The organism is Methylobacterium planeticum, assembly GCF_008806345.1.
Lineage (GTDB): Bacteria > Pseudomonadota > Alphaproteobacteria > Rhizobiales > Beijerinckiaceae > Methylobacterium > Methylobacterium planeticum.
The window spans coordinates 41,949-64,280 of record NZ_VZZJ01000029.1; the positions used below are offsets into that span (position 1 = coordinate 41,949).

20 protein-coding genes are annotated in these 22,332 nt (G+C 71.1%); 18 read left to right on the forward strand and 2 right to left on the reverse strand.

The genetic code is table 11. The annotated features are described in order from the left end of the window. Window positions 1–68: 68 nt before the first annotated feature. Window positions 69–2,783, reverse strand: coding sequence for an ABC transporter ATP-binding protein (locus F6X51_RS23115; RefSeq protein WP_150966031.1), 2,715 nt, complete (start codon window positions 2,781–2,783; stop codon window positions 69–71). A gap of 171 nt (window positions 2,784–2,954) precedes the next feature. Here F6X51_RS23115 and F6X51_RS23120 point away from each other — a divergent pair, with 171 nt between their 5' ends. From F6X51_RS23120 to F6X51_RS23180, 13 genes are all read left to right on the forward strand, one after another. After that, window positions 2,955–4,220 (forward strand): glycosyltransferase family protein, encoded by a 1,266-nt coding sequence (locus F6X51_RS23120; RefSeq protein WP_246696972.1) that lies wholly within the window; start codon window positions 2,955–2,957, stop codon window positions 4,218–4,220. After that, window positions 4,217–5,521 (forward strand): glycosyltransferase family 4 protein, encoded by a 1,305-nt coding sequence (locus tag F6X51_RS23125; RefSeq protein WP_150966032.1) that lies wholly within the window; start codon window positions 4,217–4,219, stop codon window positions 5,519–5,521. Before F6X51_RS23120 ends, F6X51_RS23125 begins: the two co-directional genes overlap by 4 nt. Further along, window positions 5,503–7,452, forward strand: coding sequence for a glycosyltransferase (locus F6X51_RS23130; RefSeq protein ID WP_150966033.1), 1,950 nt, complete (start codon window positions 5,503–5,505; stop codon window positions 7,450–7,452). Before F6X51_RS23125 ends, F6X51_RS23130 begins: the two co-directional genes overlap by 19 nt. Beyond that, complete coding sequence (locus F6X51_RS23135) at window positions 7,449–9,299, forward strand: ABC transporter ATP-binding protein (RefSeq protein ID WP_150966034.1); 1,851 nt, start codon at window positions 7,449–7,451, stop codon at window positions 9,297–9,299. The genes F6X51_RS23130 and F6X51_RS23135 overlap by 4 nt, the downstream gene beginning before the upstream one ends. Further along, complete coding sequence (locus F6X51_RS23140; RefSeq protein WP_150966035.1) at window positions 9,299–10,216, forward strand: hypothetical protein; 918 nt, start codon at window positions 9,299–9,301, stop codon at window positions 10,214–10,216. The genes F6X51_RS23135 and F6X51_RS23140 overlap by 1 nt, the downstream gene beginning before the upstream one ends. Further along, window positions 10,213–12,114: an ABC transporter substrate-binding protein gene (locus F6X51_RS23145; protein ID WP_150966036.1), complete on the forward strand. Its 1,902-nt coding sequence runs from the start codon at window positions 10,213–10,215 to the stop codon at window positions 12,112–12,114. Before F6X51_RS23140 ends, F6X51_RS23145 begins: the two co-directional genes overlap by 4 nt. Continuing rightward, window positions 12,111–13,127, forward strand: coding sequence for an ABC transporter permease (locus F6X51_RS23150; RefSeq protein ID WP_150966037.1), 1,017 nt, complete (start codon window positions 12,111–12,113; stop codon window positions 13,125–13,127). Before F6X51_RS23145 ends, F6X51_RS23150 begins: the two co-directional genes overlap by 4 nt. Beyond that, the gene (locus F6X51_RS23155; protein WP_407658667.1) at window positions 13,091–14,281 is read left to right on the forward strand and encodes an ABC transporter permease; all 1,191 of its coding nucleotides are present in this window, start codon (window positions 13,091–13,093) and stop codon (window positions 14,279–14,281) included. The genes F6X51_RS23150 and F6X51_RS23155 overlap by 37 nt, the downstream gene beginning before the upstream one ends. Before the next feature lie 259 nt (window positions 14,282–14,540). Further along, window positions 14,541–14,780 (forward strand): hypothetical protein, encoded by a 240-nt coding sequence (locus tag F6X51_RS23160; RefSeq protein ID WP_150966039.1) that lies wholly within the window; start codon window positions 14,541–14,543, stop codon window positions 14,778–14,780. A 477-nt stretch (window positions 14,781–15,257) separates the two neighbouring features. Next, entirely contained in the window at window positions 15,258–16,142 is an 885-nt protein-coding gene (locus tag F6X51_RS23165; RefSeq protein ID WP_150966040.1) for an alpha/beta fold hydrolase, read from the forward strand. 428 nt (window positions 16,143–16,570) lie between these two features. Next, window positions 16,571–16,834 carry a hypothetical protein gene (locus tag F6X51_RS23170; protein ID WP_150966041.1) on the forward strand — a complete coding sequence of 88 codons (264 nt, stop codon included), beginning with the start codon at window positions 16,571–16,573 and terminating at the stop codon, window positions 16,832–16,834. 154 nt (window positions 16,835–16,988) lie between these two features. After that, on the forward strand, window positions 16,989–17,267 hold the full coding sequence (locus F6X51_RS23175; RefSeq protein WP_150966042.1) for a PilZ domain-containing protein: 279 nt from the start codon (window positions 16,989–16,991) through the stop codon (window positions 17,265–17,267). 104 nt (window positions 17,268–17,371) lie between these two features. Then, window positions 17,372–17,584 carry a hypothetical protein gene (locus tag F6X51_RS23180; protein WP_150966043.1) on the forward strand — a complete coding sequence of 71 codons (213 nt, stop codon included), beginning with the start codon at window positions 17,372–17,374 and terminating at the stop codon, window positions 17,582–17,584. A 356-nt stretch (window positions 17,585–17,940) separates the two neighbouring features. Here the strand turns inward: F6X51_RS23180 and F6X51_RS23185 are convergent, their stop codons facing one another. Further along, window positions 17,941–18,426: a hypothetical protein gene (locus F6X51_RS23185; RefSeq protein ID WP_246696973.1), complete on the reverse strand. Its 486-nt coding sequence runs from the start codon at window positions 18,424–18,426 to the stop codon at window positions 17,941–17,943. 103 nt (window positions 18,427–18,529) lie between these two features. On the opposite strand from F6X51_RS23185, the gene F6X51_RS28140 reads away from it, so the two are divergent. The 5 genes from F6X51_RS28140 (at window position 18,530) to F6X51_RS23210 (ending at window position 22,204) form a co-directional block, all read left to right on the forward strand. After that, on the forward strand, window positions 18,530–18,856 hold the full coding sequence (locus tag F6X51_RS28140; RefSeq protein ID WP_191970222.1) for a hypothetical protein: 327 nt from the start codon (window positions 18,530–18,532) through the stop codon (window positions 18,854–18,856). Window positions 18,857–19,025: 169 nt separating this feature from the next. Further along, window positions 19,026–20,192, forward strand: coding sequence for a threonine synthase (locus F6X51_RS23195; protein ID WP_150966044.1), 1,167 nt, complete (start codon window positions 19,026–19,028; stop codon window positions 20,190–20,192). A gap of 25 nt (window positions 20,193–20,217) precedes the next feature. Continuing rightward, on the forward strand, window positions 20,218–20,814 hold the full coding sequence (locus F6X51_RS23200; RefSeq protein WP_246696974.1) for a helix-turn-helix transcriptional regulator: 597 nt from the start codon (window positions 20,218–20,220) through the stop codon (window positions 20,812–20,814). Beyond that, on the forward strand, window positions 20,804–21,772 hold the full coding sequence (locus F6X51_RS23205; protein WP_150966046.1) for an ornithine cyclodeaminase family protein: 969 nt from the start codon (window positions 20,804–20,806) through the stop codon (window positions 21,770–21,772). The genes F6X51_RS23200 and F6X51_RS23205 overlap by 11 nt, the downstream gene beginning before the upstream one ends. A gap of 141 nt (window positions 21,773–21,913) precedes the next feature. After that, complete coding sequence (locus tag F6X51_RS23210) at window positions 21,914–22,204, forward strand: hypothetical protein (RefSeq protein ID WP_150966047.1); 291 nt, start codon at window positions 21,914–21,916, stop codon at window positions 22,202–22,204. Window positions 22,205–22,332: the final 128 nt, after the last annotated feature.

Genomic DNA, 22,332 nt, shown 5'->3' on the forward strand with positions numbered 1-22,332 from the left:
CGGCGCACGCCGCCCGGGGCGATCCCGCTTTGGACGCGGGCCTATCCCGGCCGGGGACGATCCGGCGCTTACTCGGCCGCCGAGGCGCGCCGGGGTTCCCGCTCCGGCAGGGCCTCGATGCGCGCGACCCCCGTCCGGTCCTCGATCGCGACGGAGCCGCCGGGATCGAGGCGGAGGATCCGGTCGAACCGCTGCGCCTGCGCCTCGCTCTCGACCACGGCCACCACCGTCATGTCCGGGTCGAACCCGAACAGGGCCTGCGCGGTGCCGTGCAGGCCCGCGCCCTCGAGGCGCTCGATCGCGCCGTCGACGATGAGCAGTTCGGGCCGGCGCACCAGGGAGCGCACGAGATCGATGACGATGCGCTGGTAGGCAGCGAGGCTCTGCCCCTTGTTGCCGACCCGGAAATCGAGCCCGCGCAGGTTCACGTCGCTCTCGAGACCGAATTCCTCGATGACCGCGTGGATGTGCCGGTTCACCTGCGCCTCGGCATGCACCTTGGTGAGGTTGATGCGCCCGAACAGGAGGTTGTCCATGATCGAGCTGCGGCAGTTGATCGTCTCCGGGTCGTAGAGCTCGATCGCCTCCTCGCCATCGGCATTCAGCGCCTCCTCGACGGCATGGCGGGCCTTGACGACCCGGCCCATGATCACGGGTTCGAGCAGGCCGAGGCGCCAGCGCGGCTCGACATAATAGAGCGCCAGCGCGAGGAACGCCTCCGTGTCGGCGTGCCGGAGGGAGCGGTGCTGCTGCACCCGGCCGATTCGCTCCTCGAATTCGGGCAGCTCGTCGGGGGCGATGATGGAGAAGCGGCGCCAGAGCGGATGGCCGACCGGCAGATCCCGGAAGATCTCGATCAGGTTCCCGGCGATGTTGATGCCCATGGTGACGAGATCGTCGAGGAGCCCCTGGCGCACGAGCACGGCGCGCAGGTGCGGCTCGCTGGCCAAGCGGCGTCCGACCAGGCTCGGCACCCGCGGCAGGCCGAACAGCAGGTTCTCGGCGACCGAGGCCTGCACGTTGTAGACCCGGCGATCGAAGGGGATCACGAGGTCGCCGAGGCGGTGCTCGACGAGATGGGCCCGCAGGCTGTGGCGCGCCGCGATGATGCGCTGGGCAAGGTCGCTCTCGGTCTGGAAGCTGCTCTGCGCGGACAATCCGAAGCGGTAGAGATCCTCCTTCATGCCGAATTGCGAGAGGAGGTCAATGATGCGCCGGTCGAGTTCGGCGAGGTCCGCGACCCCGGGGATCGCGAGGTCGATCCAATCACCCGAGAGGCTGTCGGGCTCGGTGCCGGTCGCCATCGCCTCGAAGAGCTGCCGTTCGCGCGCGCCGGAGACCGGCACGCCGTCCGCCGGGCGGCGGCGCAGGCCGTACACGATGTTGTCGCGGATGGTGCCCGCGAACAGGGTCGGCTCCGCACCCGCATAGGCGATCCGGCGCGACAGGACGGCGCGCGGCAGCGTCGCGAGGTCGTGCCCGCCGATCCGGACCGTCCCGGACTGGGGCGTGTGGAGGCCCGTGAGCACCCGGGCGAACAGGTGCGGGATCTCGCTGCCGGGCGAGAAGACGGCGATGCGCGACGGCAGCGGGAGACTGAAGGACCCGAGGCTCTGGGCGTTGCCGCCGTGAGGGCTGCGCAGGCTCAGGGCCTCGGCCGCCAGGGGGCTGCCGAGGCGCGGCACCGCGCCCTCCACCTCGGGATCGGCCTGGCGCAGCCGCTGCGGCGCGAAATGGGCCGCGATGGTCTCGTACTTCACCTCGACGTCGAGGCGCTGCTGATCCCAGTCGATCAGCTCCTTCAGGGGCGGGGGAAGGTCGCGATAGGCCGCGAGCACGGCCACGAGCTGGCCGACATCGAGCTCGCCGCGCAGCGCGAAGACGCCGCCGACCGCGTAGAACAGGAACGGCGTGATCTGCGCCAGCATGTTGTTCAGGTACTTGACCATGAACTTGCGCTTGTAGATCTGCAGCCTCAGGTTGAAGAGGCTGTAGAGCCGGGCGCCGATCTCGGCCTGCTCCCAGCGCCCGGAATCGTTGATGCGCACGGCCTCGATGCCGTCGAGCACCTCGCCGATGCGCCCGGCGAACATCCGCGAGGCGAGTTGCCGCTCGCGGTTGAGCTTGAGCAGCTGGCGGCGCAGCCGCGGGATGATGACGACCTGCAGACCGACGATGGACGCGGCCGCGAGGCCCAGGACCACGTTCTGCATCAGGATGAAGGCGAGGGCGGTCGTCGCCTGCGCGCCGAGGAAGGCCGGGACCACGATGGCATCGCCGATGAAGGAGCCGATCGGCTCGACCTCGTCCTTGATGATGGTCGCGGTCTCGGACGGCTTGATCTCCCGGAGGGCCTCGGGCTTGAAGCGCAGCATCAAGGTGAAGAGCTGGAAGCGCAGCCGCCGCAGCATGCGCTCGCCGAGCGCGCCCTTCGCCAGGTTGATCCAGTACTTGAACGCGCCGTTGATCAGGACGAGGAGGAGGAACAGGCCCGAGAGACCGAGCAGCAGGTCGAGTCGGCTGACCTGAAACCCCTCGAAGGCGTGGAGCACACCGCCCCCGAGCCAGGCCGGGCGATGGATCGTGAATTCGAGGAAGCTCGAGGTGTTCTCGCCATGCGCGAAGGCCTTGCCCATGATGGCGTCGTTGACGATGCGGCGGGGCAGGTCGAGCGAAGCGAAGTAGAACGGCAGTGACGCGACAACAACACTGCAGATCAGCAACTGATCGCGCTTCGAATGACGCCAGATATACCCGAACAACCTCGGTTCGAGTTCATTCATCGCAACGGTTCCATGCGGTGGCGTGCGGCCGGCCAACTCGGTGGGCAGGGCTCCCGTCGGGTCGGGGCGGCCGCGCACAGACAAATGCACGCTGCCCGTGAAATGGCAAAGCCTGGCGTGCGAAAACCCATCGTATCATATAGGGTGCCGACCGGGCGCGCGGGCTCGATGATGACCGTTCTGGAAAAGCCGTCAGTCACGAAGGCATCGCACACGGAATCCGGCGCCCCGCGCCTGGTCCGGCGCGTCCTCATCTACAGCCACGACACGTTCGGGCTCGGCCATCTGCGCCGCTCCCGTGCGATCGCGAACGCTCTCGTGGGGTGCTCCCGCGACCTGCAGATCCTCATCGTCTCCGGCTCGCCGGTCGTCGACAGCTTCGCCTTCCTGCCGGGCGTCAGCTACGTGCGGCTTCCCGGCGTCACGAAGCGCACGGACGGTGGATACGCGAGCCTCGATCCCGCCACCCCGCTCGACCGGACGGTCGCCGAGCGCACGGCGATGATCCTGCGGACGGCGGAGGCCTTCGACCCGGACCTCGCGATCATCGACAAGGAGCCGACGGGGTTCCACGGGGAGATGCTGCCGAGCTTGCGCCGGCTCGCGGCGCGCGGCTGCCGCCTGATCCTCGGCCTGCGCGACATCCTCGACGACCCGGCGCTCCTTGTGCCCGAATGGGAGCGCAAGGGCGGCGCCGAGGCCGTGCGGACCTTCTACGACGAGGTCTGGGTCTACGGCATCGCCCGCATCCACGAGCCGGCCGCGGCCCTCGGGCTCGGCCCGGAGATCGAGGCGCGGCTTCACTATACCGGCTACCTCCGGCGCGAGGCGGCGCGCGCCGCCCCCGTGCGGCATGACCCGGACCTCACCCGTGCGCCCTTCATCCTCGTCACTCCGGGCGGCGGCGGCGACGGGGCCGGGCTGATCGATTGGGTGATCTCGGCCTACGAGGCGGATCCCGGCATCGCGCTGCCGGCCCTCATCGCCTTCGGGCCCTTTCTCGATCCGCGGATCCGGCACGATTTCGAGGCGCGGATCGCCCGCACGGGGAGGCTTGCGGCCATCACGTTCGACAGCGAGATCGAGGTGCTGATGCTGAAGGCGGCGGGGATCGTCGCCATGGGCGGCTACAACACCTTCTGCGAGATCCTCTCCTTCGACCTGCGCAGCATCCTCGTGCCCCGCACGGAGCCGCGCCGCGAGCAGTTGATCCGGGCCCGGGCCGCCGAGGCGCTCGGCCTCGCGCAGGTGCTCCTCGAAGAGGACGGACGCGATCCGCTCCAGATGGCCGCCGCGTTGCGGGCCTTGCCGACGCAGGCGCCCCCCTCGCGGGTGGTGGTGCCGGGCCTCCTCGACGGGCTCGCGGTGATCCGGGCGCGCGTCCTCGGGCAGGCGGCTCCCGTCGCGGCTCTCCGTCGCGCGGGATCGCGTTCATGACGGCATCCGCCCGAAGCAACGGGGCAGCGCGCATCGGCATCGTCGTCAAGGGGTATCCCCGCCTGTCGGAGACCTTCATCGCGCAGGAGATCCTCGCCCTCGAGCGTCGGGGCCTCGCGCTGGAGATCTGGGCCCTGCGCCGGCCGACGGATGCCCTGCGCCACCCGATGCACGCGGCGGTGCGGGCGCCCGTCGCCTATCTGCCGGAATACCTCCATCAGGCGCCCTGGCGCGGCCTGAAGGCCCTGGCGTGGGCCATGCGCCAGCCGGGCCTCCGTCGCCTCCTCTCGGTGTTCTGGCGGGACTTGCGCCGCGACCCGACGGCGAACCGCGGACGGCGGCTCGGGCAGGCCCTGATCCTCGCGCGCGAGCTTCCGGACGCGGTCGGGCATCTGCACGCCCATTTCCTGCACACGCCCGCGAGCGTCACGCGCTACGCCGCTCTCCTGACCGGCCGGAGCTGGAGCTTCTCCGCCCATGCCAAGGACATCTGGACGACGCCGGATTGGGAGCTCACCGAGAAGATGGCGGCGGCCTCCTGGGGCGTGACCTGCACCCGCGACGGCCTCGCGCGCCTCGAGGCGTGCGGCGGCGCCGGCACGGTGACCCTCGCCTATCACGGGCTCGATCTCGGACGCTTTCCGGCCCCCGCTTCCCGCGCGCCGCGCGACGGCGCACGGGAGACGGAGCCGTTCCGGATCCTCACGGTCGGACGCCTCGTCGCCAAGAAGGGGTTCGACGACCTGATCGCGGCCCTCGCGGGATTGCCGCCGAGCCTGCACTGGCGCGCCTCGCTGATCGGCGGCGGCGAGCTGCGCGCGGAGCTGACGGCGCAGGTGCGGGCGGCCGGATTGTCCGAGCGCGTCACGTTCCTCGGCGCCCGGGCGCAGCCCGACGTGATCGCGGCGATGCGCGAGGCCGACCTGTTCGTGCTGCCGACGAAGCGCGCGCCCACCGGCGACCGGGACGGCCTTCCGAACGTGCTGATGGAGGCCGCGAGCCAGGGGCTTCCCATCCTGGCCACGGATTTCGCCGGCACGCCCGAGTTGATCCGCAACGGCACGGACGGGCTCCTCGTCCCGCCGGGGGACGTGTCGGCGCTCGCCGCAGCGATCACCCGCCTCGCGGGCGACCCGGAGGAGCGCGCGCGCTTGGCGAGGTCCGCCTACGCGCGCCTCACCCAGGATTTCACCGTCGATCGCGGCATCGACGTGATGGCGGCGCGCTTCGGCCAGGCCGGCCCCGGTGTCGCCGCCCCTGCCCTTCACGAGCCGGGGGCCGCATGCGCCTGCGGATCCTGATCGCGGTCACGCATCTTCTCGGCGCCGGCCATCTGACCCGCTCGGCGGCGCTGGCCCGCGCCCTCGCCCGCGCCGGTCACGGGGTGACGCTGGTCTCGGGCGGACTTCCGGTCCCGCTCGTCCGGCTCGACGGCGTCGAGACGGTCCAATTACCGGCCGTTCAGGTGCTCGGAACGGATTTCGGGGCGCTCCTCGATCCGACCGGGCGGCCGATCGGCGTCGAGACCCTGGCGCGGCGGCGGGCGATGCTCGTCGAGATCCTTTCGCGCTGCGCGCCCGACGTCGTCGTCACCGAACTGTTTCCCTTCGGCCGGCGCGGACTCGCGGCCGAATTCCTGGCGCTCGTCGAGGCGGCGCGGGCGCGCCGGCCGGCTCCCCTCGTCCTCGCCTCGATCCGCGACGTGCTGGTCACCCCGGACCAAGCCGGGAAGGTTGCGGCGACCCACGAGCGGATCGCGCGGCTCTATGACGGCGTCCTCGTCCACGGCGATGCCGATCTCGTGCCCCTCGACGCGTCCTGGCCCGTCGATGCCGCGCTGTCGGAGCGGCTGCGCTTTACCGGCTACATCGACGAGGGCGCCTCGATCCCGCCCGCATCCGGGCCGCGTGCGGGGATCGTGGTCTCGGGTGGGTCGAGCGCCGCCGGGCTCGGGCTCTATCGGGCCGCCGCCGAGGCCGCGCGCCTGGCGCCGGACCGGGGCTGGCGCATCCTCGTCGGGCAGCGGCTGCCGGAGGCGGAGTTCGCCGCCCTCGGCGCCGGCTTGCCGCAAGGGACCGTCGCGCGGGCCCGCCCCGATTTCCGGGCGCTCCTCTCCGGAGCCGCGCTCTCGGTCAGCCAAGCCGGCTACAACACGGTCGTCGATCTCCTGGTTGCGGGCCCCCGCGCCGTCCTGGTTCCCTTCGAGGCAGGGCGCGAGACCGAGCAGCGGGCCCGTGCGGAGCGTCTCGCCGCACGCGGCCTCGCCCGCGTGCTGCCGGAGGCCGCGCTGAGCGCACCCGCCCTTCTCGAGGCTGTGGCCGCCGGGCTCGCCGCGCCGCCGCCCGGAGCCCACGGAGTGGATCTCGACGGGGCCGCGCGCTCGGTCGCGATCATCGAGGCCCTCGCGGCGGAAGCGGCGCCCAGGCGCCGGGCGCACCGGACCCGCACGAGCCTGGGCAGCGATGCCCTGCGCCGCGCCCTCGACGCCGCGGCCGATCGCGGCCGGACCGTCCCGTTCTGGTGGCGCGACGACGACGCCATCGCCCGGACCCCGGCCCTCGATACCCTGCTGGCCCTCTCGGAGAGCCATCGCGTCCCGATCCTGATCGCGGCGATCCCGGCGCTCGCCGAGGCGTCCCTGGCCGATCGGCTGGCAGGCGCGCCCCGCCACCGGATCGCCGTGCACGGCCTCAGCCACGCGAACCATGCGCCGCCGGGGGCGAAGCCCGCCGAGTTCGGGCCGCACCGCCCTCCGGCCGCGCTGATCGCCGACGCGGCCGAGGCGCTGCGCCTCGCCCGGGAGCGCTTCGGGCCGAGCCTGCTGCCGGCCTTCGTGCCGCCCTGGAACCGGTTCGCACCGGATCTGGAAGACGCTCTGGCGCGCCTCGGCTACGTTGGCCTCTCGGCCGCGGAGGGCGCGGCGGCATCGGAGATCGCCCGGGTGGACATCCATCTCGATCCCGTCGACTGGCGCGGGACCCGCGGCCTGCGGGATCCCGACCAGCTCGTCGGTCGCCTCGTCCGCCGGATCGCGGAGCATCCCGGTGCGCCGATCGGTCTCCTGACGCATCACCGCGTCCACGATGCGGAGATCTGGGATTTCCTCGACGGGCTGCTCGCCGTGCTCGCGCCCCACCCGACGGTCGAGGTGCTGGGGCCGCAGAACCTGTTCGGGCAGGATCAAGAGCGCCCGCGGCCGAGCGCGCGCCGGACCCTGGATGCGCCCGCATGACCCCGCTCCTGTCGATCCGCGACCTGACGATCGATTTCCGCACCGACCGTCAGAACTTCCGGGCCCTCGACGGCCTCTCCCTCGACGTCGCTCCGGGCCGGACCCTCGCCCTTGTGGGTGAATCCGGCTCCGGCAAGTCGGTCACCGCCCAGGCGATCCTGCGCATCCTCCCGCGATCCGCCACGATCACCGCCGGGCGCATCCTGTTCGCCGAGCCGGAGCAGCCGGGCACCGTCCGCGAGATCACGGCCCTCCCGGCGGACGGACCGCAGATGCGCGAGCTGCGCGGCGGGCGCATCGCGATGATCTTCCAGGAGCCGATGACCTGCCTGTCGCCGCTGCACACGATCGGCGATCAGGTCGGCGAGGCCCTGCGCGTCCATACCGGCGCGAGCCGGGCCGATGCGGACGCCCAGACGCGCGATGCCCTGGCCCGGGTCGGGTTTCCCGATCCGGAGCGGGCGCTGCACACCTATCCGTTCGAGCTGTCCGGCGGTCTGCGCCAGCGCGCGATGATCGCCATGGCGCTGATCATGCGCCCGGCGCTCCTCGTGGCGGACGAGCCGACCACCGCCCTCGACGTCACGACGCAGGCGCAGATCCTGGCGCTGCTCGGGCGGCTCCAGGCCGAGACGGGCATGTCGATCCTTCTGATCACCCACGATCTCGGGGTGGTCGCCAACATGGCCCACGACGTCGCCGTGCTCTACCGGGGGCGCCTCGTCGAGGCCGGCTCGCGGGAGGACGTGCTGCGCCGGCCCGGCCACCCCTACCTGCGGGCCCTGATCAAGGCCGTGCCCCGGTTCGACATGGCGCCCGGCGAGCGCCTGACGCCGATCACGCCCGCGCGGGTGACGATCCCGCAGCGGCCGCCGCCCGTGCTGCGGCCCGGCCCGATCCTGTCGGTGGCTGGCGTCAGCAAGGTCTTCGCCCTGCGCTCGGCCAAGGCCTCCGGCGAGGCCGGGCTGATCCGGGCGGTCACGGACGTCTCCCTCGCCGTCAAGGCGGGCCAGACCCTCGGCCTCGTCGGGGAATCGGGCTCGGGCAAGACCACCCTGTCGAAGATGGTGATGCGGGCGGTCGTGCCGAGCGCGGGCCGGATCCTGTTCGATGCCGGGGCGGGCCCGCGCAACGTGCACGCGCTCTCGGGGGCAGACCTGTTCGCCTACCGGCGCGCGGTGCAGTTCGTGTTCCAGGATCCCTATTCCTCCCTCGACCCGCGCATGACGGTCGGCGAGCTCCTGGGGGAGCCGATGAGGATCCACGGGATTCCGAAGCGCGAGCGCCAGCAGCGGACCCGCGATCTGATGGCGATGGTCGGGCTCGACCCCGGCGGCCTGTCGCGCTACCCGCACGCCTTCTCGGGCGGGCAGCGCCAGCGCATCGGCATCGCGCGCGCCCTCGCGCTGGAGCCGCGCGTGCTTCTCCTCGACGAGCCGGTCTCGGCCCTCGACGTCTCGGTCCAAGCCCAGATCCTGAACCTGCTCAAGGACCTGCAGGCCGCCCTCGGCCTCACCTACCTGATCGTCTCCCACAACCTCGCGGTGATCGACTACATGGCCGACACGATCTCGGTGATGTGCCGGGGGCGGATCGTGGAAGCGGCGCCGAAGGCCACCCTGTTCCGGAACCCCGCGCATCCCTACACCCGGGCGCTCCTCGCCGCCGTGCCCGATCCGAGCCTCGATCACCCCCTCGACTTCGCCGCCGTCTCCGGCGAGCATTCCGACCCGACCGCGTGGCCCGAGCCCTTCCGCCTCACCGCCGCGGAGTCCGGCGCGATGCGGGAGATCGAGGCGGGTCACGAGGTCCGGATGGGCGGGACGGAGGCATTGCGAGCGGCGTGATGGCGGGTCCCCCTCCCCTTCTGCTCGAGCGCCTGCGCCGCCGGGTGCTCTCGCCCCTGTTCGACCGGCTCGGCTACGACCTCGTTCCGGCCAATCCCGACTGGTCGCACAGGCCCCTGTCGCGGCGCGAGGTCGACACGCTGATCGCGGGAGCCGCCCGCAGCCTCGCGCACGACCTTGCGGCGGCCGGGATCACGCTGCCCGGGACCGTCGCCGACATCGTGCGCGAGTTCTGGGAACGCATACCCGCGGCCCCCGTGCGGCAGCGGCGGGGCGGCAGCGGCTTCAACGGTGCCCTGCAGGTCTTCGTGGTCATGCGGGCGCTGCGGCCCCGGGCCGTCATCGAATCCGGCGTGTTCCGCGGCCTGACCACCTGGGTGATCCGGCAGGCCTGCCCCGAGGCGGAGATCCGCTGCTTCGATCCCGACCTGTCCGGCCTGCAATACCGCGACGGGGCCGCCCGCTACAGCAGCGGCGACTGGTCCGAAGCCGACCTGTCCGACCTCGATCCGGCCGCGACGGTCGCCTTCTTCGACGACCACGTGGCGCAGGGACGCCGCGTCGTCGAGGCGCGGGCGCGCGGCATCGGCCGGCTCCTGTTCGACGACGACGCGGCCGGCCACCGCATCCACGCCCATGGCGGCCCGGCGCACCCGACCATCGCGATGATCGAGGCGGTTCGCAACGCCGCACCCGCACCGGGCGGCAGCGAGCCGATCCGCTGGCTGCGCAACGGGCGCGCCTTCGAGCAGGCCGTGGACGACGCTCTCCTGCGCGAGGCCGGAGCCTGCATCGCCCGGAGCCACGCCTTCGACGACCTGCACCGGGCCACCGGCTACTCCCCCGCGCGCCTCACCTACGTGGCGCTCGATCTGGAGGCGGCGTCGCGGCAGCAGGAAGAGGTTCAGCGACGATGACCGAGCTGTCGCGCCGCGCACTTCTCGCGGGATTGACCGCCGCCCTCGGGCCGGCCCTGCCCTTCGCGCCGGCGCGCGCCGCGGCGGCCCCGGACGGCCCGGCGGCCGATCGCCTGCCCCGTCCGCCGCTCGTGGTGGACCTCGCGGGCCGCGGCCGGCGGCCGGGACAGGCGGGGGGCGCCGTGCGGATGCTGATCACGCGCGCCCGGGACGTGCGCTACCTCTCGGTCTGCGCCTACACGCGGCTCGTCGGCTACGATGCGGCGCTGGCGCTGCAGCCCGACCTGCTGGAGGGGATCGAGAGCGAGGGCGGCAGCCTCACCTTCCGCCTGCGCGAGGGCCATCGCTGGTCGGACGGGCATCCATTCACGACGGAGGATTTCCGCTATTACTGGGAGGACGTCGCCAACAACAAGGAACTCAGTCCGGGCGGACCGCCGGATTTCTTCCTCGTCGACGGGCGTCCACCCCGCGTGGAGATCCCGGACGCGCGCACGATCCGCTATATCTGGGACCGGCCGAACCCGCGCTTCCTGCCGAACCTCGCCGCCCCGCGCGATCCGCTGATCTACCGCCCGGCCCACGTCCTGAAGCCGGTCCATCCCCGCTACGCCGGGCGTGAGGCCGCGACCGCCCTGGCGAAGGCCCAGAGCCTCCGGAGCTGGACCGCCCTGCACAACCGGCTCGACGACATGTTCGAGATGGCGAACCCCGAGACCCCGACCCTGCAGCCGTGGCGCCCGCGCACCCGCGCGCCCGCGGCCCGCTTCGTCTTCGAGCGCAATCCCTATTACCACCGGGTCGACACGGAGGGCTGCCAGCTTCCCTACCTCGACCGGATCGTCATGGACGTCGCCTCGCAGGGGCTCCTCGTCGCCAAGACCAACGCGGGCGAGGCGGACCTGATGTTCCGCGGCCTGACCATGGCGGACATCCCCAACCTGAAGGAGGGCGAGCGGGCGCACGACTACAAGACGCATCTCTGGCCCGTGGCCCGCGGCTCCGAACTCGCCCTCTACCCGAACCTGACCACGGCCGACCCGGGCTGGCGCGCCCTCAACCGGGAGCCCCGCTACCGGCGGGCGCTGTCGCTCGCCATCGACCGGCGGACATTGAACAACACCCTGCTGTTCGGCCTCGGCAGCGAGGGCAACGACACGATCGTGCCGGAGAGTCCGCTCTTCGTGCCGGAGTTCCGCACCCTGAATGCCGGCTACGACCCGGCCGAGGCCTCGCGCCTCCTCGACGCCCTCGGGCTCGTGCGCCGGGATGGCGCCGGCACCCGGCTGATGGCCGACGGGCGCCCGCTCGAGATCGTGGTCGAGAGCGACGGCGAGGCCTCGATGATCCTCGACGGGCTCCTCCTGATCACCGAGTTCTGGCGCGAGGTCGGCCTCAAGCTCCTGGTCAAGCCGCAGGAGCGCACGAACCTGCGCCGCCGCTCGGTCGCCGGGATGACCGTGATGGTGGCGGCGCAAGGCCTCGACCTCGCGGTGCCGACCGCCATCATGCCGCCGACGGAGCTGAGCCCGGCCCAGCCCGACCATTATTCCTGGCCGCGCTGGAGCATCAACGTCGAGAGCCACGGCGCCAGCGGCGAGCCCTGCGACGTGCCGGAGGTGCAGCAGCTCCTCGATCTCAACGCGCAGTGGGCCGCGACGGGAGATCCGGACGCGCAGGCCCGAATCTGGCGGGAGATGCTGATGAACCACGCCCGGAATCAGTGGGTGATCGGCACCGTGGCGGGCGCGCTGCAGCCGGTCGTCGCCGGCAACGCGCTCGCCAACGTGCCGCGCCGCGCCCTCTACAGCTGGGACCCCTCCGCCCTCATCGGCGTGCAGCGGCCCGACGAGTTCTTCTGGGATCAGGCCGCCAAGCGGACGGCCTCCGCCCGATGATCGGCCTCGTCCTCCGGCGCCTGCTGACCATGGCGGCGAGCCTCCTGGTGATCTCGGCCCTCGTCTTCCTGGTCATCAAGCTGCCGCCCGGCGACTTTCTGACGAACCGCATCTCCGAACTGCGCGCGATGGGCGAGGCGGCCTCCGTGGCCAAGGCCGAGCTGCTGATCCGCCAGTACGGCCTCGACCGGCCCGTCATCGAGCAGTACCTGATCTGGATCGGGCTGATGCCGGGACCGGCCGGCTTCTCGGGGCTGCTCCAGGGCGATTGGGGCTGGAGCTTCGAGTACGACAGGCCGGTGGCCGAGGTCGTCGGCGACGCCCTCTGGCTCACCCTCGTGGTCAACCTCGCGGCAGTGGTCTTCGTGCACCTCGTGGCGATCCCGATCGCCCTCTACTCCGCGACGCATCGCGGCACGTTCGGCGACGCCCTCGTGACGCTCCTCGGCTATGTCGGCCTCGCGGTGCCGGGCTTCCTCCTGGCCCTGCTTCTCCTGTTCTACGCCAACCGCTGGTTCGGGCTCTCCATCGGCGGCCTCTACGACGCCGAATATGCGGGGCAGCCCTGGAGCCTCGGCAAGGTCCGCTCCCTCCTCGGGCACCTGGTGGTGCCGACCCTGGTGATCGGGCTCGGGGGGACGGCGGCCATGATCCGGCGGATGCGCGCGAACCTCCTCGACGAGCTCGCCAAGCCCTACACGGTGACGGCCCGGGCCAAGGGACTTCCCCCGACGCGGGCCCTCCTCAAATATCCGTTCCGGATGTCCCTGAACCCGTTCGTGGCCGATATCGGCAACCTGCTGCCGCACCTCGTCTCCGGCTCGGTCCTCGTCTCCCTCGTGCTCAGCCTGCCGACGGTCGGTCCGCTGCTCCTCGAAGCGCTGAAGACGCAGGATCAGTTCATGGCGGGCTTCATCCTGATGTTCGTCGCCGTGCTGACGATCGTCGGCCTCCTGATCTCGGACCTGATGCTGGCCTGGCTCGACCCGCGCATCCGCATGGGCGCCCGCTGATGCAGGAGGCAGGTAGGCGTCACTTCGTGGACACCGCCCCGTTCGATCCGGCGACGGGGCCGGCCCACGGGCACGACGCGGCGACGGACACGGCCTCCGCCTGGCGCCTCATCGCCCGCAAGTTCCTGCGCCACCGCCTCGCGGTCGCCTCCCTGATCATTCTCGCGGCGATGTACGCGACGATCCCGGTCGTCGAGTTCCTCGCCCCCTACGAGCAGAACAAGCGCCACGGCGACATGCTCTATGCGCCGCCCCAAGCCGTGCACCTGTTCCACGAGGGAGCCTTCCGCGGGCCCTTCGTGTATCCCTACCGGGCGCATTTCGACCTCGAGAGTTTCCAGCGCAGCTATATCGCCGACACGAGCGCCCCCCAGCCGCTTCGCTTCCTCTGCCGCGGCGAGCCTTATCACTACTTCGGCCTGATCGCGGGTGACCGGCACCTCCTCTGCCCGCCCGAGGGCGGGAGCCTGTTCCTCCTCGGCACCGACAAGCTCGGGCGCGATCTCCTGTCCCGGATCATCTACGGCGCCCGCATCTCGCTGGTGATCGGGCTCGCGGGCGTGGCGATCTCCTTCGTGCTCGGGCTCTTCTTCGGTGGAATCGCGGGCTATTTCGGCGGCCTCACCGACGCCGCCGTGCAGCGCCTGATCGAGATCGTGCGCTCGGTCCCCGAATTGCCCCTCTGGCTCGCCCTCTCGGCGGCGCTCCCGCCGAACTGGAGCCCGCTGGCGATCTTCTTCGGCATCACCCTCATCCTCGGACTTCTCGACTGGCCGGGGCTCGCCCGCGCGGTCCGCTCGAAGCTCCTCGCCCTGCGCGAGGAGGATTTTGTCGCCGCCGCCGAGCTGATGGGCGCCTCGCCCCGGCACGTGATCCAGCGCCACCTGATCCCGAACTTCATGAGTCACCTCATCGCCTCGGCGACCCTGGCGATCCCGACCATGATCCTCGGCGAGACGGCCCTGTCCTTCCTCGGCCTCGGCCTGCGGCCCCCCGTGACGAGCTGGGGCGTGCTCCTCAACGAGGCGCAGAATCTCGCGGCGGTGCAGCTCTATCCCTGGCTGCTGCTGCCGACCGTCCCGGTGCTCGTGACGGTCCTCGCCTACAACTTCCTGGGAGACGGGCTGCGGGACGCGGCCGACCCCTACCATTGAGGCGCCCGTGCCGCCGGTCGCGGCGGCCGCTCCCCGTGTGCGGACCGGAACGGTCTCGTGATCGCATCCGCCGATCCCCGTTCGCACCGAACCGGTGCCCAAGCACGCCCGCGCCGAGGAGAACGGTCCCTGGAATTTGCTCTCACGGGTTGCAGACATGCGCGCGGTAGCGAACTCAGGTCGCAAAATTGTCGCGAGCCACCTCAAAATCCGTCTCAGGCCTGCTAGTTCTTGAACTTGACCATTCGAGGAGGCGACCATGTCCTTCGACATTGTCTTCACGCAATCGGCGCGCATCGCCGCCACCGTCGTGGGTGACCTGCCCTCGCTGGAGGAGCGGACGCGCCGGGAGCTCGCCGACCTGCCGGGGGACGGTCTTTCGGCCCTGGAGGAGCGGCTGTTCCACGCCTTCGCGACCGAGGCGGGGCAGGAATGCATCTGCACATTGCTGGCAGGACATGTGGTCCAGGTCGACGTCTGCGGCGTATCGGCCAGCTGAGCGCCGCACCTTACTCAGGGGATCGCGAGCCCGGCGAGCCGCCTCCACGCGCACGAGACGGCAAAACCCACGAAGGCGTGGATTGTCCGGACGGGCGGGCGGCCTTCGGACGTAGCGGGATGGACGGCGGGCGGCGGCTCGGCGTCCGCCAGGACGGTCCTCGAGCGGTCCGCGCATGAACTCGGCCATTCGGGCAGTGCGGACCATCATCGGGCCATGGGCCGGAAGCATCTGCCTCGACCCGCTTCGCCGCCATCCATGGCGCGAGGGCAACATGCCACGGACGGCTCGAACCCGAGGTCGGCGACGCAGCCGATGCCGAAGCCGGTGACACGGCGTGCATCGCCTCGATCCGCCGCGCGACTGTTCCGATCCGCGAAAGAGTGACTTGCCAGGCGAGCACATTCACCGCGCGGATGCAACGCCGTACCTACCGGATGGCGAGGCCGCCGGTCTCGACCGAGACGGGAGAGTCCCATGGCCCACGTCACCCATCACCGCACCGCCGTGATCGACGGGATCGAGATCTTCTATCGCGAGGCCGGCGCCGCGGAGGCGCCGGTGGTCGTGCTCCTGCACGGCTTCCCCACTTCCTCGCACATGTTTCGCAACCTTATCCCGGCGCTTGCCGACCGGTATCGGGTGATCGCTCCGGATTACCCGGGTTTCGGCCTCAGCGCGATGCCGGATCGCGCCGCCTTCGCGTACGGGTTCGCGACCTACGCGACGCTGGTCGACCGCCTCCTCGAACGGTTGGGCGCGGAGCGCTACGCCCTCTACGTTATGGATTACGGCGCCCCCGTGGGCTTCCGCCTCTCTCTGCTGCACCCGGAGCGGGTGCGGGCTTTCGTCATCCAGAATGGCAACGCGTATGAGGATGGGCTCTTGGCCTTCTGGGATCCGATCAAGGCGTATTGGGCTGACGGCTCGGCCACCGCGCGCGAAGCCCTGCGGCCGCTCGTGTCCCTGGAAATCACCAAGTTCCAGTACCTCGACGGCGTGCGCGACACCGCGCGCATCGATCCCGCGAACTGGATCGTCGACCAGGCCTTCCTCGACCGCCCGGGCAACGCCGAGATCCAGCTCGACCTGTTCTACGATTACCGGACGAACGTTGCGCTCTATCCGGAGATCCAGGCCTTCTTCCGGGCAAAGCAGCCGCCGACGCTGATCGTCTGGGGCGCCAACGACACCATCTTTCCGGCCGCGGGCGTGGAGGCGTTCCGGCGCGACCTGCCCGAGGCCGAGATCCACCTCCTCGATACGGGGCATTTCGCCCTCGAGGACAAGGCGGATGAGATCGTGCCCCTGATGCGCGACTTCCTCGGCCGTCACCTCGGCCCGACCCACGCGGCGGCCTGATCTCGCGGCGGCTCGGCCGCCGTCCTCCGTGGGGCACGGGGAGAGCGTGCGGGGCTGCCGAGGGTCCGATCCGAGCCCAGGGCGGGGGCGCGGCTCGGAAACGGGATTGAGGAACGCGCCCGATTGGTGGACGGAGTCCCGGCGCCGCGGATGCGCGGCGCGAACCGGGGCACGGGACTCATGGTGGCGTTTTTCCTGATCGTCCTCATCGGCTGCGTGTTTCCGGCCGCGATGATCGTCTGGGTCCTGAAGCAGAAGGGCTCCTGAGCTTCCGCTCCCGGTGCCGCATCGCGGGGGCGGACCGGGACAGGCCCGGCCCTTCGCGCTCGCACCCGGCACGGGCCCGGACCGCGGCCCCTGCCCTGCGAAACGAGGTGGGCGCGCTCCACCACCTTGCCGGCGGTGCCACGCCCCCTCTATGTCATCCCATGACCGAGACGCTGACGACCGCCGCCCTCTGCGGCCTGAACCTGATCTCCGATGACGAGGTCGATGCGGCCGTCAACGCTTTCTTGACCAACGCAATGGGTCCGACCTTCGTGTTCAAGGAGGGGTACCGGCTCAATCTCGCGAAGGCCGTGCGGCGGCATCCGGGCGCGGACGATTTCGTCAATCGCCGCGAAGTCGGCACCCAGCTCAAACGTCCGTTCGTGCGAGCGGCCATAATGCAGGCGCGGCCGACCAGGGATTAGTACTTGCGTTGACTGCCCGGTCGACGAGCTCATGGTCGCCACGCAAGCCTGTAATCTATTGATTCATTTTGATCCTTAATTCGGGATCAATCCCGCGCTGTCAGTCTCCGCGAAAGGGGGAAGTGCTGACCATCCGCATTGCGGGAGCGAACCCATGCCATCTCTTGTCAGACCCCGCATCGACATCGTCGAGCGGCGCGAGAGTGACCGGACACCCACCGCCCTGATGGCCTTCGCCCTCGGGCGGGACAGCGCGCGGCATCCCTGCTGCATCCGGAACGTGTCCGATACGGGCGCCATGCTGGAATTTCTCGGGACCGAGGTCGTGACGCTTCCGTCGAAATTCGACCTCGTCTTGGCGAACGACGCGCGCTTCACCGCCAAGCTCGTCTGGCGCGAGGGACGTCGAGCCGGCGTTCTGTTCTGCCTCTGAGACGGCGATCCGTACTGAACCAATCCCAATGTCGCCGGTTGAGGTGTTGAGGCGCCGACCGGCACTCGAACGCCGTGATGGGCGCCCCTCTGGGAGGCGGCGGCATGTCGAAGATCAGCGTGAAACTCGCGTGCGACGGGACGCACTCGGTGATCCAGGGCCATGAACCGGTCGTGAGCGGCCTGAGCCTGGACGACGCCGAGAACTACTCGACCTTCATGCGGGCATCGGCGCGCGTGCGCCGGACACGCCGGCTCCCGGATGCCCTGCGCGCGCGGGGCGGGTCTGCGGCAGCCGGAATACAGCTCTCGGCCTAACCGCCCACGACAACCACCTCGAACGAACCCGCCCTCGGGAGCGGCGAGACGCGCTTGCGTTCCACGAAGGCGGCGTCGCAGTTGCGCGTTCCTGTGCGTGACGCGACAGGTGCGATCCCATCTCAGCCGGGACAGCCGCACCGGAACGCACTGCGATTGCGTCCCTGCTCACGATCGCGATCGGCGGCCCGTGTCCGATGCGGCGCGGGCCAGCCGGAACGCATCCGTGCGCTTCAGGAAGCAGATTTCCAGCGGCGGCAGGAACCCGCTCCTCGGAGCCAGCCTGCGCGCCGACCGGCAGGATGACCGACATCCGGTCGCGTGTCGTCACGTCGAACCCGTCGCGTCCCGTAGGATCAGGAAGGGTCTTGTCGCCTGAGGGGATCGGACGACCGGCCCGCTTCGGCGCCGCGCGCCCGACCCTCGGCCCAGTCCCGGTCGCGGGCGGCCTGGGCCTGCCGGACGGCGTCCAGTTCCCGCTCCTGCTCCGCGTGGACTGCGCGCCTGTGCTTCGCATCGCGCGACGACGCCCGCTTCCTGCGCTCGACCTCGGCCTCCTTCTGCCGGAGCATCTCCTCGACGGTGATCGGCTCGAGCGGGGGCTTCGGCTGTGCCCAGGCATAGGATGGCGGGGTTCGGGGGGAGCGGCGCGGCCGGGCATGGGGCGGCGGCCGCCTCTGCGGATCGCCTAGGGCCAGGGCTTCGGCCAGCGAGAGGCCGGCGGCGGCCGCAACGCGCGTCGCCGCCGCGCGACCCGCGTCGCGCTCGCCGGCCGTGGCACCGTGCTCCATCAAGGCGCGGCATTTCGCGAAGCGATCGCGATCGAGGATGCGGGTGCTCACGGCGACGCGCGGGACCGGCTCACGCGTGTCCGGGGCAGCGGACGGGATGAACCATCACGGCATCCTCCCGTTGGACCCTGCCGAGCCCTTTTCGGAGATCCCCATGCACACCACGCTCGCCCTCGCGATCACGCTCGCCCTCTCGCTTCCCTGTGCCGCCCAGGCGCAATCCGCTGGAGAGGCGGTGGTCGGCGTAGGTTCACAGGATAGCCTGAATAGCCCGGGCCGCGGGAAGAGCAACGGCACGCCGGCGCGGGACGACATCCGGGATCCCTCCGTCGGGGCGATGACGGGCACGGTCGGCGGTGCCGGCACCGCCCTCGGCTCCGGCGGCAGCGGCGTCGGAACCGGCGCAGGCGGGCCTCCCGGGACGGGCGCGATCCCGGGCACAGGCGGAACCGCGGGCGGCCCCGGCGGCATCGATCGCTGAGCGCGATCCTTCCACGACCCACCGAGTGGGGTCGCGGCCAGAGCGCGGCTCCGTTCGGTGCAGGTTTCCGTAGGTGACAGCCCCGAACCCGAAGATCTAGACAAAACATACAAAATTAGACGATACGTACAGGATCGAGTCGCAAGAACCCGGTCCGGAGACGATCGCCATGGCCGAGCCGTCCTACATCGATCCCCGGAACGGCGCCCGATATCCGCTCGACGTAGCCCGGTGGTGCTCCGACGAGCGGACGCCGCTGCTGATCACACCGGGGCCTGGGATCTCCCGGGACGACATCGATCGCGGAACGCGGTCCCTCTGGCGCTATCGGGCCTCCCTGCCGCTCCCGATCGCCGCTCCCATCACGATGGGGGAAGGCTGCACGCCCCTCGTTCAGAAGAGCTGGGACGCGCATCGCCCCTTCTTCAAGCTCGAATGGTTCAGCCCCACCGGCAGCTTCAAGGACCGGGGCTCGACGGTGATGCTGTCCGCCCTGCGCCAGCTCGGCGTCCCGGCGATCCTCGAGGACAGCTCCGGCAACGGCGGCTCGTCCGTCGCTGGCTACGGCGCCGCCGGCGGCCTTCGGGTGAAGATTCTCGCGCCCGCCTACACCTCGCCGGCGAAGATCGCGCAGGTTCGCGCCTACGGGGCCGAAGTGCAACTGGTCGAGGGACCGCGCGAGGAATCCGAAGCGGAGGCCATGCGTCAATCCGACCGGACGTTCTACGCGAGCCACAATTGGCAGCCCTTCTTCCTCGAAGGGACGAAATCCCTCGCCTACGAACTCTGGGAAGACCTCGGCTTCCGGGTCCCCGACAACATCGTCATCCCGGTTGGCGCCGGGAGCAGCCTGCTCGGCTGCGTCATGGGCTTCCGGGAATTGATGGCGGCCGGCCAGATCGCACGGCTGCCGCGGCTCTTCGCGGCGCAGCCCCTCAACTGCTCGCCGGTCGATGCGAGCTTCCAGGCAGGGCTCGACACGCCGGTGCCCCGGGAGGTGCGCAGGACCATCGCGGAAGGCACGGCCATCCGGCACCCGATCCGGCTCCGCGAGATGATCGCGGCCTTGCGCGAGAGCGGCGGCGGGACCGTGGCGGTGGAGGAAGCCGAGATCGTCGCGGGCCTCGGGCGCCTCGCCCGTCAGGGTCTGTTCGCGGAGCCGACCTGCGCGACCGCAGCCGCCGCCCTCGACCGGCTGATTGCAGCGGGCACCATCGCGCCCCGCGAGACCACGGTGGTGATCGTCACGGGGACCGGGCTGAAGGCGGCCTCGATGGTCGTGGATCTCCTCCAGCCGCAGGATCCCGGCGGCCACGACGGCGTGGGGACGCGCTGAGATGCGCGGCGAGGCGGAGGTTCTGATGGACCAGTTGAAGCAGATCGCCCAGGGGCTGGGTGAGACCTTCGCGCCCTTCTGCGAAGTGGTGCTGCATGACCTGACGGACCCGCAGCACGCGATCCTGGCTATCCACAACAACCTGTCCGCGCGCGCGGTCGGCGAGCCGGCGACGGAACTCGGCCTCGCCCGCATCGCCGACCCGGATTATCCGACGATCCTCACGAACTACCCGAACGCCTTCGCGGACGGCCGGCAGGCCAAGAGCACCTCGATCGGCATCAAGGATGCGCGGGGGACCTATGTCGCGGCTCTCTGCCTGAACGTGGACCTGACGCTGTTCCACAACCTGCAAAGCGTGATCGGGCAATTCACGCGCGTCGATGCGCAGGGCGGCGCGCGGGAATCCCTCAAGCCCGCCGGAGCGGACGCGATCCGCGCCCGCATCGACCGCTTCGCAGCCGGCCGGGCGACCACCCCCCGCGCACTCCGGGCGGAGGAGCGGCGCGCCCTGTTGCGCGAACTCAAGGGCGCCGGCTGCCTCGAAGTGCGGCGCGCCGCGGAGGTCATCGCGGCCCATCTCGGTGTCTCCCGGGCGACGGTCTACGCCGATGCCAAGTGAGGCGAGCCTCCGGCTCCTCGACGGAGCCCTGGTCGAGACCCTGCTGCACCCGGACGCGGTGCTGGCGGCCGTGCGCGACGCCTTCATCCTGCACAGCCAGGGAGAGGGCCGCGTCTTCCCGGTGGTGCGCGAGCCCCTTGAGCGCGGCATCTTCGGAATCAAGGCGGGCACCGTCCCGGCGCAGGGCCTCCTCGGCTTCAAGGCGGCCGGGTTCTGGCCCGGCAACCGGGGGGCCGGCGGCGAGCCGCATCAGGCCACGATCCTGCTGATCGACCCCGCGACGGGACGTCCCCTCTGCCTGATCGACGGCAACGCCGTCACCACGATGCGGACCGGCGCGGCCGGCGCACTCGGTCTCCTGCAACTGGCGCGGCCTGACAGCACACGCCTCTGCCTCTTCGGCACGGGCGTCCAGGCCCGGGTCCAGCTCCGCTTCGCCCTCGACCGGATGCCGGCCCTGCGACGTGTTCGCTACGTCACCGCGCGCGGTGAGCCCTCACCCGCCTTCGAGGCCGCGTTTGCGGCGCGATGCGCGATGTCCCATGCCCGCGATCCCGACGCAGCGGTCGCCGACAGCGACGTGGTGATCACGGCCACCCCCGGGGGTGGCGCCCTGTTCGATGCCGGCGCCGTCCGGCCGGGCACGCACCTGACCTGCGTCGGCACCGACACGAAGGGCAAGCGGGAGCTGCCGGCCGGACTGCTCGAACGGACGTGCCTGTTCGTGGATGACCGGGAGCAATCGCGCCGGATCGGCGAGGGCCAGTGGGCGCCCGACCATCCGGCGGTGGAGCTCGGCGACCTGCTGACCGGCCGGGCGCAGGCGGGCCGGTCCGGCTCCGACATCACGGTCTTCGACATGACCGGGCTGGCGCTCCAGGATCTGACGGTCGCCCGCATGCTGTTCGACCGTGCGGTTCTGTCGGATCTCGGCACGCGGGTGCCCTGGCCCTGGTGAGGCGGGCCGCCATCCGCGAAATGCCGGTGGTCCGTCACCCTGCCCGCGCCTTGCGGCATCGTGAACCCGATCGGCCGCAGGAACCTCGGCCCCGGCCTGCCGTTCGCTTCAGGACGAATTGAGTCGACCGAGGAGAACACCATGCGTGCAACCACGATCCGCGCCTCGCTCGCCGCAGCCCTCCTGCTCGGGCTGTCCGGCACGGCCATGGCGCAACACGGCGGCGGGGGCGGCGGCGGAGGCGGAGACGGCGGAAGCGGCCTGTCTCCCTACGCGGCACTGAGCGGAAACGATCGCTCGGCGGGCGTCAACAACGGCAATTATCGCGACCCGCGCCTCGACCCCTACGTCCAGGCCTACCCGCGCTACGCGCGGCCGGTGGACGACAGCTATCGCCCGGTGCGCCGGCGCTACTACGGAAACCCGTACTAATCCCAGCCTCGCCGACCCGAACGGAAGCCGGCGGGACCTTGCGGTCCCGCCGTTTTTCTCTCAGCCCTTGAGGCGATCGATGAGGGTTGAGCCGAGGCGGGCGGGCGAGGGCGAGACCCGGATGCCGG

Coding starts and splice junctions, on each gene's coding strand:
- F6X51_RS23125 (WP_150966032.1), top strand. CDS start 4,217: ATGACGGCATCCGCCCGAAGCAACGGGGCAGCGCGCATCGGCATCGTC.
- F6X51_RS23170 (WP_150966041.1), top strand. CDS start 16,571: ATGACCGAGACGCTGACGACCGCCGCCCTCTGCGGCCTGAACCTGATC.
- F6X51_RS23145 (WP_150966036.1), top strand. CDS start 10,213: ATGACCGAGCTGTCGCGCCGCGCACTTCTCGCGGGATTGACCGCCGCC.
- F6X51_RS23165 (WP_150966040.1), top strand. CDS start 15,258: ATGGCCCACGTCACCCATCACCGCACCGCCGTGATCGACGGGATCGAG.
- F6X51_RS23135 (WP_150966034.1), top strand. CDS start 7,449: ATGACCCCGCTCCTGTCGATCCGCGACCTGACGATCGATTTCCGCACC.
- F6X51_RS23115 (WP_150966031.1), bottom strand. CDS start 2,783: ATGAATGAACTCGAACCGAGGTTGTTCGGGTATATCTGGCGTCATTCG.
- F6X51_RS23200 (WP_246696974.1), top strand. CDS start 20,218: ATGGACCAGTTGAAGCAGATCGCCCAGGGGCTGGGTGAGACCTTCGCG.
- F6X51_RS23175 (WP_150966042.1), top strand. CDS start 16,989: ATGCCATCTCTTGTCAGACCCCGCATCGACATCGTCGAGCGGCGCGAG.
- F6X51_RS23205 (WP_150966046.1), top strand. CDS start 20,804: ATGCCAAGTGAGGCGAGCCTCCGGCTCCTCGACGGAGCCCTGGTCGAG.
- F6X51_RS23210 (WP_150966047.1), top strand. CDS start 21,914: ATGCGTGCAACCACGATCCGCGCCTCGCTCGCCGCAGCCCTCCTGCTC.
- F6X51_RS23120 (WP_246696972.1), top strand. CDS start 2,955: ATGACCGTTCTGGAAAAGCCGTCAGTCACGAAGGCATCGCACACGGAA.
- F6X51_RS23160 (WP_150966039.1), top strand. CDS start 14,541: ATGTCCTTCGACATTGTCTTCACGCAATCGGCGCGCATCGCCGCCACC.
- F6X51_RS23140 (WP_150966035.1), top strand. CDS start 9,299: ATGGCGGGTCCCCCTCCCCTTCTGCTCGAGCGCCTGCGCCGCCGGGTG.
- F6X51_RS23150 (WP_150966037.1), top strand. CDS start 12,111: ATGATCGGCCTCGTCCTCCGGCGCCTGCTGACCATGGCGGCGAGCCTC.
- F6X51_RS23130 (WP_150966033.1), top strand. CDS start 5,503: ATGCGCCTGCGGATCCTGATCGCGGTCACGCATCTTCTCGGCGCCGGC.
- F6X51_RS23180 (WP_150966043.1), top strand. CDS start 17,372: ATGTCGAAGATCAGCGTGAAACTCGCGTGCGACGGGACGCACTCGGTG.
- F6X51_RS28140 (WP_191970222.1), top strand. CDS start 18,530: ATGCACACCACGCTCGCCCTCGCGATCACGCTCGCCCTCTCGCTTCCC.
- F6X51_RS23195 (WP_150966044.1), top strand. CDS start 19,026: ATGGCCGAGCCGTCCTACATCGATCCCCGGAACGGCGCCCGATATCCG.